Annotated in this window: 9 protein-coding genes; 5 read left to right on the top strand and 4 right to left on the bottom strand. The window is 73.9% G+C overall.

Annotation, left to right across the window (positions count from 1 at the left end):
• Positions 1-89: 89 nt before the first annotated feature.
• Positions 90-1,340 carry a TIR-like protein FxsC gene (locus IH44_RS0104515; protein ID WP_051816552.1) on the top strand — a complete coding sequence of 417 codons (1,251 nt, stop codon included), beginning with the start codon at positions 90-92 and terminating at the stop codon, positions 1,338-1,340.
• 111 nt (positions 1,341-1,451) lie between these two features.
• Entirely contained in the window at positions 1,452-5,453 is a 4,002-nt protein-coding gene (fxsT, locus tag IH44_RS0104510) for an FxSxx-COOH system tetratricopeptide repeat protein (RefSeq protein WP_081966723.1), read from the top strand.
• Between the two features lie 153 nt (positions 5,454-5,606).
• Here the strand turns inward: fxsT and IH44_RS0104505 are convergent, their stop codons facing one another.
• The 3 genes from IH44_RS0104505 to IH44_RS0104495 all read right to left on the bottom strand — a co-directional run bounded on the left by IH44_RS0104505 (position 5,607) and on the right by IH44_RS0104495 (position 8,314).
• On the bottom strand, positions 5,607-6,476 hold the full coding sequence (locus IH44_RS0104505; protein WP_232794821.1) for an alpha/beta fold hydrolase: 870 nt from the start codon (positions 6,474-6,476) through the stop codon (positions 5,607-5,609).
• A 16-nt stretch (positions 6,477-6,492) separates the two neighbouring features.
• The gene (locus tag IH44_RS0104500) at positions 6,493-7,422 is read right to left on the bottom strand and encodes a DUF4231 domain-containing protein (RefSeq protein ID WP_051816551.1); all 930 of its coding nucleotides are present in this window, start codon (positions 7,420-7,422) and stop codon (positions 6,493-6,495) included.
• A gap of 142 nt (positions 7,423-7,564) precedes the next feature.
• Positions 7,565-8,314 (bottom strand): sugar isomerase domain-containing protein, encoded by a 750-nt coding sequence (locus IH44_RS0104495; protein WP_030458074.1) that lies wholly within the window; start codon positions 8,312-8,314, stop codon positions 7,565-7,567.
• 197 nt (positions 8,315-8,511) lie between these two features.
• Between IH44_RS0104495 and IH44_RS0104490 the strand changes: the two genes are divergently transcribed.
• Positions 8,512-9,201, top strand: coding sequence for a metal-dependent transcriptional regulator (locus tag IH44_RS0104490; RefSeq protein ID WP_030458073.1), 690 nt, complete (start codon positions 8,512-8,514; stop codon positions 9,199-9,201).
• A 597-nt stretch (positions 9,202-9,798) separates the two neighbouring features.
• Here IH44_RS0104490 and IH44_RS0104485 read toward each other — a convergent pair.
• Positions 9,799-10,503: a bifunctional DNA primase/polymerase gene (locus IH44_RS0104485; protein ID WP_035953923.1), complete on the bottom strand. Its 705-nt coding sequence runs from the start codon at positions 10,501-10,503 to the stop codon at positions 9,799-9,801.
• Between the two features lie 255 nt (positions 10,504-10,758).
• Between IH44_RS0104485 and IH44_RS0104480 the strand changes: the two genes are divergently transcribed.
• Together IH44_RS0104480 and IH44_RS0104475 are read left to right on the top strand one after the other, a co-directional pair.
• Entirely contained in the window at positions 10,759-12,135 is a 1,377-nt protein-coding gene (locus IH44_RS0104480) for a hypothetical protein (protein ID WP_030458071.1), read from the top strand.
• 190 nt (positions 12,136-12,325) lie between these two features.
• On the top strand, positions 12,326-13,495 hold the full coding sequence (locus IH44_RS0104475) for a hypothetical protein (protein WP_030458070.1): 1,170 nt from the start codon (positions 12,326-12,328) through the stop codon (positions 13,493-13,495).
• Positions 13,496-13,535: the final 40 nt, after the last annotated feature.

The raw sequence follows: 13,535 nt of genomic DNA, 5'->3' as shown, positions 1-13,535 counted from the left end.
CAAGGCCCTATTCCATTCGGACCTCCGGTCTTCCTACACTTGAGTCCCTTTCGGGGAGACAGTGACAGGCGGGCTCGGGGGAGGCGCGTGTGAGCAGCGGGGGCCAGCGGAAGGACGCTCCCAGGCCGTACTTCTTCCTCAGCTACGCACACACCCCGCGGATCAACTCGCGGGGCGCGGCCGACCCCAACCTGTGGGTGGCCAAGCTCTACCAGGACCTGTGCGAGGCGATCCTGCAGATCACCGACGCGCCGTCCGGCCACCCGGTCGGGTTCATGGACCGCTCGATGCACCAGGGGCAGAAGTGGGCCGAGCGGCTGTCGCGGGAACTGGCCAGCTGCCGGGTGTTCGTGCCGCTGTACTCGCCGCGCTACTTCAAGTCCGAGGCGTGCGGCCGGGAGTGGCACCTGTTCACCCGCCGCTCGGTCTACCAGCGGCGGCCCACCGCCGAGCGGATGACCGGCATCGTCCCGGCGCTGTGGGTGTCGATGGAGCACTACCAGCTGCCCCGGGTGGCCGGTGAACTCCAGTTCAACCACGACAGCTTCGGCGCCGAGTACGCCAACGAGGGCCTGTACGCGCTGATGAAGATCGCCGCGTTCAGCTCCGAGTACCACACCGCGGTGTGGCGGCTGGCCCGGCGGATCGTCGACGTCGCCGAACAGACCGTCATCCCGGCCGGGCAGGTGCTCGACTTCGAGTCCCAGCCGTCCGCCTTCGACCCGCCCGACGCCGCCGACCAGGTGCGGATCGCGGTGTTCTCCTACCGGGAGCGCGAACTGCCGCCCCAGCGCAGCCCGCTCTGCTACGGCGAGCGGCGCACCGACTGGCAGCCCTACCGCCCGGACTCCGCCCGGCCGCTGGCCCAGGACGCCGCCGACATCGCCCGCGGGATGGGCTTCCACCCCACCGTCGGGGAGTTCGAGGAGGAGTCCGAACAACTGCTGACCGGGGAGCGGCCGAACGCGCCCTGCGTGCTGCTGGTCGACCGGTGGGCGTTCCTGGACGGGCGGCGCTCCGAGGCGGTGCGCCGGCTCGACCGGCGCAACCACGGCGCGGTCGCCGTCATCGAGCCCTGGAACCGCGCCGACCAGCAGAACCTCGACCACGAGCGGATGCTCGACGAACTCGGCGACAGCGTGCTGACCGTCAGCCGCGGCTCCCGGCGCCGGCCCACCCTGCGCGAGGAGCCCGCGGTGGGCGCCCCCGGCAGCATCGAGGAGTTCCGGGGCGAGATGGAGCGCGCCGTGATGCGCGCCTGCACCGCCCACGAGCAGCAGCAGTACCCGGACCGGCCCGAGGACGGCCCGGTCGACCGCAGACCCAGCATCGGGCCCTGAACCGGGCCCGGACGGCACCAGCCAGCAAGGCACCGGACGGTCGGGACTCCGACCGGTGAGCACGGCGTGCGGCACCACGACGGGCACTAAGGGCCCGGGGGAGGGAATCTCATGACCGAGAGGCCGACGAAGGGCCCGCAGCACCAGTCGCCCCGCCGCGACACCGCCACCGAGGACCGGCAGGGCCGGATCGTCACCTTCTACTCCTACAAGGGCGGCACCGGCCGCACCATGGCGCTGGCCAACACCGCCTGGATCCTGGCCGCCAACGGGCACCGGGTCCTGGTCGTCGACTGGGACCTGGAGGCCCCCGGACTCGCCCAGTTCTTCCGGCCCTTCCTCAACCCCGAGGTGGTCGCCGCCACCACCGGCATCATGGACCTGTTCGGCGAGTACCTGGAGGAGGCCCGCCGCCCGGTCGACCGCCACCCGCAGTGGATCGAGGACTTCGCCCGGATCCACCCGCACGCCCTCTCGCTGGCCTGGCCGCACTTCCCCGGCACCGGACGGATCGACCTCGTCCCCGCCGGGCAGCAGAACCGCGACTACTCCGTCGCCCGGCTCGACTGGGACCTGCTCTACGAGCGCTACGAGGGCCGCCGGTTCATCCAGTCGCTGCGCGCCGACATGAAGCGCCGCTACGACTACGTGCTGATCGACAGCCGCACCGGCCTCACCGACACCGCCGACATCTGCACCGTCGAGATGCCCGACGACCTGGTGGTCTGCTTCACCCTCAGCGACCAGTCGATCGACGGCGCCTCCCGGATCGCCCGGGTGATCGAGGACCGCTACGGCGACCGGGAGATCCGGATCCTGCCCGTCCCGATGCGGATCGACGAGGGCGAGAAGGAGAAGGCCGACGCCGGCCGGGCGCTGGCCCGGATCAAGTTCGCCGGCCTGCCCGCCGGCCGCGGCGAGGCCGACCTGGCCCGCTACTGGGCCGGCGTGGAGATCCCCTACCGGCCGTTCTACGCCTACGAGGAGATCCTCTCCCCGTTCGGCGACCAGACCGGACTGCCCGGCTCGATGCTCGCCGCCAACGAGCGCCTCACCCGCGAGGTCACCCGCGGCGAGGTCGCCGGGCTGCCGCCGATGCCCGAGGACCTGCGGCTGCGCTTCCTCGACGGCTTCGCCCGCCGCCGCCCCACCGCGCCCGCCGACCTGTACCTCAGCTACGTCCCCGAGGACCGGGCCTGGGCGGACTGGATCTCCGCGCTGCTCGCCGACGCCGGCTACCGGGTCGTCCCGCGCGACCTCGGCGCCGGGGCCAACCCGCGCGAGGCCACCGGCCGCGGCATCGACTCCGCGTACCGCACCGTCGCCCTGCTGTCCGCCTCCTACCTGCAGTCCCCGCAGGCCCAGGCGCTGTGGGACCGCACCGTGCTGGCCGACCCGGCCGGGGCCCGCCGCCAGCTGATCCCGGTCCGGGTCTCCGACGTCCGCCTCAACGCGCCGTACAACAACCGCAACCCGGTCGACCTGATCGGCCGCGACGAGGCCGCCGCCGCCACCGCGCTGCTGCGGGCGCTCGGCCGCACCGAGACCGAACTGCCCGAGCGCAGCCCCGGCGCACCGCGCTTCCCCGGCACCAAGCCCACCTACTGGGAGGTGCCGCAGCGCAACCACTCGTTCACCGGCCGGGTCAAGGTCCTCGACGACCTGCGGGCCCAACTGGCCGGCGGCACCACCGCGGTGCTGCCGCCGCCGCAGACCCTGTACGGCCTCGGCGGCGTCGGCAAGACCCAGGTCGCGCTGGAGTACGCGCACCGCTACATGTCGCACTACGACCTGGTGTGGTGGATCGACGCCGAGCAGAGCGAGAACGTGGTCTCCGACCTCGCCGACCTCGCCGGGCGGCTCGGACTGCGGGTCGGCGACAACGTCAGCGAGGCCGCCCAGGCCACCCGCGACGCGCTCCGGCAGGGCATCCCGACCCCCAACTGGCTGCTGATCTTCGACAACGCGGACGAGCCGGGCGAGATCCGCCGGTTCTTCCCCGACGGCCCCGGCCACATCCTGGTCACCTCCCGCAACCAGGGCTGGTCCGGGCAGGCCGGCGTGCTCAACGTCGACGTCTTCGACCGCACCGAGTCCGTCGACCACCTCACCCGCCGGGTCCGCGGCCTGGCCCGCGCCGACGCCGACCGGGTCGCCGAGGCGGTCGGCGACCTGCCGCTGGCCGTCGAGGTCGCCGCCGCCTGGCTGGAGACCACCCGCACCCCGGTGGAGACCTACGTCAACCAGCTCAAGGCCGAGGCCACCAAGGTCCTCGCGGCCGGCGAGACCCCCGTCGACTACCCCACCCCGGTCGGCCTCACCTGGAACGTCTCGATCGCCCGGCTGCGCGAGCAGTCCCCGGCCGCCGTGCGGCTGCTCGAACTGTGCGCGTTCTTCGCGCCCGAGCCGATCTCGCTGCGGCAGTTCTTCTTCTCCGAGCAGATGCGGATCGCGCTGTTCCCGTACGACGAGGAACTCACCGACACCTTCCTGCTCGGCAAGGTGCTGCGCGCCGTCAGCCGCTACGCGCTGGCCAAGACCGACGCCGGCTCCGACTCCTTCCAGGTCCACCGGCTGGTCCAGGCCGTCGTCCGCAGCGGCATGAGCGAGAACGAGCGCAACCTCGCCATGCACCAGGTGCACCGCATCCTGGTCAACGCCCGGCCCTCCCGCGGCGACACCGACGACCCCGCCAACTGGCCCACCCTGGAGAAGATCTGGCCCCACCTCACGCCGTCCCGGGCCCAGGACTGCGACGAGCGCGAGGTGCGCGAACTGCTCATCGACCGGGTCCGCTACCTGTGGAAGCGCGTCGACCTCGACCAGGCCCTGCAGCTCGGCCGCCAGCTCGACACCGCCTGGACCGTCCGCTCCGAGAACGAAACCGACCTGTCCGAGCAGAAGATCTGGCGCCGGCAGATCCTCAGCCTGCGCCTGCAGATCGCCAACGTGCTGCGCTCCAAGGGCTCCTACGGCGAGTCCCTGGCGCTCAACCAGGCCACCCTGCTCGGCCAGCGCGAACTCCTCGGCGAGCACCACCCGTACACCCTGATGACCGCCAACTCGATGGCCGCCGACCTGCGCTACCTCAACCGGTTCCAGGAGGCGCTCGCCCTCGACCAGGACACCTACGACCAGTTCGTCGAGCTCTTCGGCGAGGACGACCCGCGCACCCTCACCGTCGCCAACAACCTCGCCATCGACCACCGCCTGGTCGGCAACAGCCTCGCCGCCCGCGACCTCGACCAGGACACCGTCGAGCGCAACGCCGCCGTCCGCGGCCCGCACCACCCCTACACCCTGGGCACCAAGTCCAACCTGGCCCGCGACCTGCGCGAGATGGGCGACTACAAGGGCTCGGTGGAACTGCTGCGGGAGGTCACCGAGGCCTTCGCCGACCTCCAGCAGTCCGACCTGCCGGAGGAACTGCGCAACGCCAAGTCGCTGGCCGTCTCGCTGCGCCGGGCCGGCCAGTACACCGAGGCCCGGGAACTCACCGAGCGCACCTACGAGCGCTACGTCGACCTGTTCGGCCCCGACTTCGCCGACGCGCTGGCCTGCCGGCTCAACCTGGCCGCCGACCACAGCGCCGCCGGCGACAAGGAGACCGCCCGCGACATCGCCACCGACGCCTACGAGGGCCACCGGCGGCTGTTCGGCGACGACCACCCGTTCACCTTCGCCTGCGAGAACAACCTCGCCATCTACCTGCGCGGCTCCGGCGACCTGGAGGGCGCCATCACCCACGGCCGCACCGCGGCGGCCGGCCTGGCCCGGGTCCTCGGCGACGACCACCCGTTCGTCCTCAACGCCGCCATCAACCTGGCCAACGCGCTCGCCGAGAACGGCGAGCACCGGGAGGCCGAGGCGCTCGGCCGCACCGCGTACGAGGGCCTCTCCCACCGGTACGGCGCCACCCACCCGGACGCGCTGGTCTGCCAGGCCAACCTCGCCATCACGCTGCGCGACGCGGGCCGCCGCAGCGAGGCGGAGGCGCTGCGGATGCAGGCGGTCGCCGGACTGGTCGAACTCTTCGGCGAGGAGCACCCGTCGGTGGTCGCCGCCCGCGGCTGGCAGCGCAGCAACCGGGACCTGGAGCCGCAGCCGCTGTGAGGTGAGGACGGGAGGGGGAGCGGGGCCGGTCGGGCGCTTCCCGCAGGACCGCGAGGCAGGACGGCGGCTCGTCCCGTTCCGCGGTCCTGCCGGGGTGCGCGGCCGGTCGCGCCGTTCCTCGCGCCCCCGCCCTCGTGCCGCGCGCGCAGCGCGCTAGGCGTGGGCGGCCCAGCGGATGGCGTCGGTCATCTCCTTGAGGGCGCCGAAGTGGGCGGCGCCGGGTTCGAGGTAGAGCTGGGCGCCGGGGATGTGGTCGGCCAGCCAGGCGGAGTGGCCGACCGGGGAGAACCGGTCCTCGGCGCCGTGCCAGAGCCGGACCGGGGCGCGGATGCTCTCCACGGCGAAGCCCCAGTCGGCGATGAAGGCCAGCACGTCGTCGATCCAGCCGTCGGCGCCGTAGCGGAACGCCTGCCGGTAGGTGGAGTGCAGGATCCGGCGGATGCCGATGTCGGCGACCACGGTGCGGTCCGGCGGGGTCAGTTCGGGAACCAGGTTGCGGATCAGCTGGGCCGGGTCGCGGCGGATCACCCGGGACCGGACCTGGAACTGGCCGGCGATCCGCGGCTGGCCCAACTCGGCCTGCCGGTAGGCGCGTTCGTTGGACGGGGTCATGCCCTCGAACCAGTCCAGGCCGTCCGCGTGGCGCGGGGCCAGCGAGACCTGGGTGGCCGCCCGGCGGACCCGGTCGGGCAGCAGCGCGGCGCAGGCCAGCGCGTGCGGGCCGCCGCCGGAGCGGCCGACCACGGCGAAGCGGTCGAGGCCGAGCGCGTCGGCGATGACGGTGACGTCGGTCGCCGCGGCGGCCACGTCGCGGCCGGGCAGCCGGGTGGAGTCGCCGTAGCCGGGCCGGTCGAAGGAGATCAGCCGGACCCGCATCCGGGCCAGCACGGCGCCGCGCGGGGCCGGGCCGACCCGGCTGCCCGGCGTCCCGTGCAGCAGGAACACCGGGTGGCCGGACGGGTCCCCGGACGTCTCGACGGCGAGGACGCCGCCGTCCGGCGTCTCGATCCTCCGTGTCGCCACGCGGTGGCCCTCCTGCTCAGCTGGGGATGTCGAGGCTGCGCACCTCGCGGCGCGCCTGCCAGGTGGTGTGCTCGCGGGAGATGGCGTCCTCGGCGTCCCGGGCGAGCCGGGCCCAGGTCTCCTCGGAGTCCGCGGCGCTCAGGTCGACGGAGGCCAACTGGGCTTCCACCTTGGAGAGTTCGGCGGCGGCCAGGGTGTAGGCGGCGGCCTGCGGGCGGTACTGGCGCAGCTGGGCCCAGGCGGAGACGGAGGCGGCGACGGCGGAGATCGCGCCGAGCGCGTCGAAGCCGAACTCGCCGAGCGCGCGCAGCACCGCCAGCAGCAGGCCGGCCGCGGGCAGCACGACGGCCAGCCGGCCGACCCGGCGGGTGGCGTTGCGGCACTGGACGGCCTTGGCCTGGTACCACTGGCGCTGGCTCTGCACCCGTTCGCGCAGGTAGACCTCGCGGCGCACCGGCAGCGGCTGCTCGCGCAGCTTCTCCATGGTGTCGGTGATCTGCGGGTGGCGGGCCGGGGCGCGCCAGGTGCTCAGCTCCTCGGTGACCCCGGGGGAGACCAGGTCGGTGTCGAACTCGCCGAGGATGCCCGAGAGTTGGACGTCGTAGAGGCGCTCGGCGTCGGGCAGCTTGCGCGGCGGCGGCTGGTAGGAGTCGGCGCGCACCGCGTACTTCCACACCAGGGTCTTCACCGACTCGGCGACCGCCCGGCCGTCGTACCAGAGCCGCTGCGGGTTCTGCCGGGCGACGGTGACGGCGATGAACAGCGCGCCGAGGTACGCCACGGCCGCGGCCCAGGCCCAGACCGGGCCGTCCGCGGAGCCCGCGAAGGCGGCGCCCACCAGCAGCAGCAGCTCCCAGCGGGAGAGCGCCACCGCCCGGGCCTGGCCCTGCAGGGACGCGCCGTCGGCGGCCCAGAAGACGCGCGGGAGCAGGTCCTGCTCCCGCACGAAGCCGATCGAACGCCCCGTCCCAGCCGCCATCCCCGCCCCCGCAGCGCAGTCTCACCGGTCCCGTGAGTCCTTCCCAGCGCCGGGTGAACTTACGCGAGCACGACCGGAGTTGGCCGAATGGGGCGGGTCGCCGCGAGGGCTACCAGGCGTAGAAGATCCGGTCCGCGTTGTCGGCGATCACCTTGTTGTTCCACTCGGTGCCGCCGTCCACGTTCCCGGAGCGGAACAGCGGCGGGGTGATGCCCCGGTCGGCCAGCTTGCCGATCGCGGCGGCCGTCACGGACTGCATCAGGGCGCTGGTGGTGATGGTGGAGACCGAGCCGAACGGGGCGCCGGCGCCGGGGTGGTCGAGCTCGCCGTCGCCGAGGCCGATCTTGCTGTCCAGGACGACGTCGCAGTTGTCCTTGAGGTAGGTGCCGGACGGGTCGTTGGAGCTCACCGCGCCCGGGTAGGCCAGCGAGGTCACGCCGATCACCTTCAGGCCGCGGTCGCGGGCGTGCCGGGCCAGCTCGACCGGCATCACCTGGCGGCCGGAGAGCGAGATCACGAACAGCAGGTCGCCGCTGCGGGCCGGGGTGAGGTCGAGCGTGGTGGTGGCCAGGCCGGAGACCCGCTCCAGGGCGCTGCCCAGGTGGGCGGGCATCACGTTGACGCCGGTCATCCCGGGGACGTTCAGCAGGTTCATCACGACCAGGCCGCCGGCCCGGTAGACCACGTCCTGGGCGGCCAGCGAGGAGTGCCCGGCGCCGTAGGTGAAGATCCGCCGGCCGTGCTCGACGGCCTCGGCCAGCAGCTCCGCGGCGGCCTCGATGTTCTCCCCCTCCTCGGCGCGGATCCGCTCCAGGTGGGCCACGGCGGCGTCCAGGTACCGGCCGACCAGTTCGCTCATCTCTGCTCCGTCCGCGTTCGGGGCGGCCGGGTGGTCCAGACCGCTCTGGGAGAAAGCTACGGCGTGCACGGTGGCCCGCGCCGGACCCGGCTGTCAACCACGACGAAAAGGCCCGGGCATAGCGGACGGGCGCAGCCGGTTGTCATCCCCATGCGTCAGAATTGCGGTGAGGACACCGAAGAACGGAGCCAGGGGCGATGTCAGGGCTGATCGACACCACTGAGATGTACCTCCGCACCATCCTGGAGCTGGAGGAGGAGGGCATCACCCCGATGCGCGCCCGGATCGCCGAGCGGCTGGAGCAGTCCGGCCCCACGGTGAGCCAGACGGTGGGCCGGATGGAGCGGGACGGCCTGCTCCAGGTCGCCGAGGACCGGCACCTCGAACTGACCGGCGAGGGGCGCAAGTTGGCCGTCCGGGTGATGCGCAAGCACCGGATCGCCGAGTGCCTGCTGGTGGACGTGATCGGCCTGGAGTGGGAGCAGGTCCACGAGGAGGCCTGCCGCTGGGAGCACGTGATGAGCGAGACGGTCGAGCGCAAGGTGCTCGCCATGCTCGGCCACCCCACCCAGTCCCCGTACGGCAACCCGATCCCGGGCCTGGACGAGCTCGGCGACACCAAGGCCGAGGGCGAGGGCTACGACGCCGGGCTGGTGACGCTGGAGGCCGTCGCGGGCAAGGACGGGGTGGACGTGGTGGTCCGCCGGATCGGCGAGCCGATCCAGACCGACGGCGAGCTGATGCGCACCCTGCGCCGGGCGGGCGTCCGCCCGGGGGCGACGGTGCGGGTCTCCCCGGCCTCCGGCGGCGTGCTGGTCGGCAGCGGCGAGAGCGCGGCCGAGCTCGGCAAGGAGATCGCCGCGCACGTCTTCGTCGCCCAGGCGTAGCCCGCGGAGCGGGCCGGGCGGCAGAACGCGGGCCGGGCGGCAGAACGGCAGAGTGGCAGAACGAGCGGCAGAACGGCGCAGGGCCCGGTGTCCCCACACCGGGCCCTGCGCCGTTCCCCACCCCGCTCCCCTCCTGTCCCCACCCGCTGCGGGCCGGTCGTGCGCGGCTCCCCGGCCGCGCCCGGCCGTACCCTGCTCCCTCCCTGCTCCCTCCCGCTGCCGCATTCGGCTTCCCCGTCCGAACGCCCTCCCGGCAGCCCCCCGCGCTCTCGGTCCGTCCGCTCTCCTTCCGCTCCATCGGTTCCGTGCCGACGCTGAGGATGATCCCCTCGGCAACCGGGGCCAATCCTTGAGCGATGTCACCCGATCGGTGGGCTTCCCGCGTTGACCTGCGGGTATGACGACCGGTTCCGGAAGATCGCGCTCCGGACGGCTCGGCAGAGGCCCCGCGGCGGCCCGGGACGGCCCGTGGCGGGCGCCCCGAGCAGGCGAACGGCGGGCCCGAACCTCCGGATCGGGAGGCCGGGCCCGCCACGGCCGCGCGGGGTGTCGCGCGGACTGCCCCCCACCGGATCGGCCGGGGGCACGCTCGGGAGGTCAGCGCGCGGCGGCCGCCGCGCGCTGCACGGGGCGCGGCGCCCCGGCCTCGCGCCCGCAGGCGTACGCGAGCGGGCTGACCAGCTCCAGCGCGTCCGGCAGCCAGCGGTTCAGCGCGGACGGCGGCCGGGCCCACTGCGCGGACGCGTACCCGCCGACCCGGGACGGCGGGGCCACCACCCAGTCGCCCTCGCCGCGCGCCACCAGGTCCAGGCGCTCCGGCGACCAGCCGATCTGCCGGAGCATGTCCGGCAGCTTGTCGACCACGCCGGGCAGCACCAGGAAGTGCAGCCGCCGCCCGCTGCGCCCCGGCGCGGCCGGCACCGCCACCACCGGGCCCAGCTGCAGCCCCATCCGCTCCATCCGGGCCAGCGCCAGGCAGCCCGCCACCTCCGGCACGTCCAGCACGTCGAACGTCCGGCCGGTGGGCAGCAGGATCGAGGCCTCCGGGTTCTCCGTCCACCAGGTGCGGACCACCCCGGGCCCGGAGCTCGCCCGGTTCCGCCAGTCCGCGCCGAGGGGGTGCGCGCCGGGGAGCGCGCAGCGCTCCTCGCCGCAGGAGCAGCGGGCCGGGGCGTCGCCGTCGAGCAGCCAGGCGCCGGGCACGACCTCCCAGTGCCGGTCCTCGGCGTAGCGGACGGCTTCGAGCAGCAGCGGCGGCAGGTTCTGTTCGGGGGCTCCCGGGGTGTTGTCCACGTGCTGCACAACTACCGTCCGTGAGTGCGGGTTACGGCCCGGGGCCGAACGCCTCGAACGGAACGGGGCTTGTCACCCGGGACGGTGATCCTGGTCGGAACCGGTCGGCTGAGCAGGGGCGGTAACGGGCGCAGTGGGGGCGCACAGGGGCATTCACCCGGGCGCGTGGGGAGTGGGTACGTCACCGTGGGTATTCCGCATGGTGTTGCACAGTCGTCGCCCTCCGGTCGGGTCCGGACGGCGTTGGGGAGGCGGAAAAATCCCATGGCCGCGAGACCACTCGTCGCACGAGAGCCGAACGAGCGCCTGCAGCAGCTGATCCAGGAGGCGGGCTGCTCCAACGCGGGCCTGGCCCGCCGGGTCAACCTCTGCGGCGCGGAGCACGGACTGGACCTTCGCTACGACAAGACCTCCGTCGCCCGCTGGCTGCGCGGGCAACAACCACGCGGGCAGGCGCCCGCGGTGATCGCCGAGGCGCTGGGCCGCAAACTCGGCCGCGGCGTGACCGTGGACGAGATCGGCATGGCCGACGGCAAGAGCCTCAGCTCCGCCGTCGGACTGCAGTTCGCGCCCAGCCTGGGCGCCGCGCTGGAGCAGATCTGCGAGCTGTGGCGCAGCGACGTCGGCAAGCGGGACTTCCTGGCCGGCACCACCGTCGCCGCCTCCGCGCTGGTCGAACCCAGCCGGGACTGGCTGATCACCCCGCCGGACCCGGTGGTCGCCCGCACCGGCGGCACCCGGGTCGGCCTGGCCGACGTCGCGGCGATCCGGGCGACCACCCAGATGCTGGTCGACCTCGACCACCGCTTCGGCAGCGGCCACGTCCGCCCGGTCGTGGTGCACTACCTCAACAGCGTGGTCTCCGGCTTCCTCGGCGGCTCCTACCGCGACGAGACGGGCCGTCAACTCTTCGGCGCCGTCGCCCGGCTGACCGAACTGGCCGGCTACATGGCGGTCGACACCGGCCAGCCCGGCCTCGCCCAGCGGTACTACATCCAGGCGCTGCGCCTCGCCCAGGCCGCCGACGACCGCGGCTACGGCGGCTACGTGCTGGCCGCCTCGATGAGCCACCTCGCCGCGACCCTCGGCAACCCCCGGGAGATCGCCCAACTCGCCCGCGCCGCCCAGGAGGGCGCCCGCAGTGTGGCCACGCCCACCGCGATGGCGATGTTCTACGCCGCCGAGGCCCGCGGCCACGCCCTGCTCGGCGACGCGTACGCCTGCGAGAGCGTCGCCGCCAAGGCACTGGCCGCGATGGAGCGGCGCAACCCCGTCGACGACCCCGACTGGATCGTGCACTTCGACGAGGCGTACCTGGCCGACGAGTTGGCGCACTGCCACCGGGACCTCCAGCAGGGCGAGCGGGCCGAGCACTACGCCCGCACCGCGCTCGAACTGCACCCCGCGCACCGGGTCCGCCGGCGCGCCGTCGACCTGGTCCTGCTCGCCACCGCCCAGCTCCAGCAGCGCGACCTGGAGCGCGCCTGCGAGACCGGCACCGAGGCGGTCCGGCTGCTCAGCGGGCTGCGCTCCAACCGCGGCGTCGAGTACCTGGACGACTTCCGCACCCGGCTGGAGCCGTACCGCGGCCACCGGGCGGTGCGGGAGTTCCACGCCCGGATGGACGGCGAGGCCGCGTAGCGCCCGGCGTCCGGGGGCCCGCCGCGGCGGGCCCCCGGACGTGAAGCAATAGCACAGAACAGCAGCCCACGTAGTCACCTGTGCCGGTGAACCGGTACCGTGGCCTCGCAGTTGTGGTCCGCCGTCAGCAATCCGGCGGGGCAACCGAAAGGCCCGGGATCCCGGTGCCGTGCACAGGTGAGGAATCGCGTTGAGCCAGCGCCGCTCGTATCCCAACTCCGGCGAATTCAATCTGGACGACCTGTTCCGGCCGGAGCCCGCCGCAGACGGCCAGGGCAGTCCGGCGCAGGCCGCCGCGCAGCCCCCGTACGCCCAGCCCCAGCCGCCCGCGCCCCCGCAGGCACCCGTCCCGCAGCAGCAGTCCGCGCCGCCGCTCGGCCAGAGCGGCAGCCCCGAGTACTGGGGCGCGCCCCCGCAGCAGGCCCCCGCGGCCCCCACGGGCGACGAGGGCGCCACCCAGTACCTGCCGCCCTACCCGGCCGGCGGCCCGCCCGGCGGCGGCCCGTCCATCGGTGGCCCGTCCATCGGCGGTCCCCAGCCCGGCTACGGCGACCCGACCTTCGGCGGACAGCAGGCGGTGCAGCAGCCGCAGCCCGGGTACGCCCCCCAGCCCGCCCAGCCCACCTACGGCGGCGGCTACGGCGCCCCGCAGCAGCAGCCGGCGTACGCCGGGGACGGCGGGTACGCCGGGAACGGCCACCAGCAGCCGGACGGCGGCCGCCGCAAGCCCGACCCGAAGATCCTGATCGGCGCGGGCGTGGCTGGCGTCGCGGTGATCGCGGTGCTGATCGGCGTGCTGTCCAGCGGCGGGGACAAGAGCAACGACACCGCCAAGGGGAAGGGCGGGACCTCCGCCAGCCAGAGCGCCAACGCCCCCAGCGCGAACAGCGGCAACGCCGCCGTCACCCCCGAGACCAAGGCCCAGGCCCAGGCCATGTCCGACCTGCTCGGCACCGCCAGCGCCAGCCGCACCTCGGTGGTCAACGCGGTCGCCGCGGCCGGCAAGTGCCAGAACCTGCCGGACGCGCAGAACGCGCTCACCGCCGCCGCGGGCCAGCGGCAGGACCTGCTCACCAAGCTCGGCGCCCTCAAGGTCGACAAGCTGGCCGACGGCAGCAAGCTGGTCGACCAGCTCCAGCAGGCCTGGCAGGCGTCCGCCACCGCCGACTCCGAGTACGCCCAGTGGGCGGGAGACCTGGCGGGCGGCTGCGACCCGGGCAAGGCCAAGGACAACGACCACCTCCGCAAGGGCGACGCCGCGAGTGGCACGGCCACCACGGCGAAGAAGCAGGCGGCGGAGCTGTGGGGCGCGATCGCCTCGAAGACGGGGCTGCCGGACAAGGGCGCGGGCGAACTCTGAGCGCTGCTGCTGCGTCGGCGGGATGGTGCGAAACCGGGGG

This window comes from Kitasatospora sp. NRRL B-11411, from assembly GCF_000721345.1.
Classification (GTDB): domain Bacteria; phylum Actinomycetota; class Actinomycetes; order Streptomycetales; family Streptomycetaceae; genus Kitasatospora; species Kitasatospora cineracea.
The sequence above is the reverse complement of the archived record's forward strand: the minus strand, read 5'-3'. Positions and strand labels throughout refer to the sequence as shown.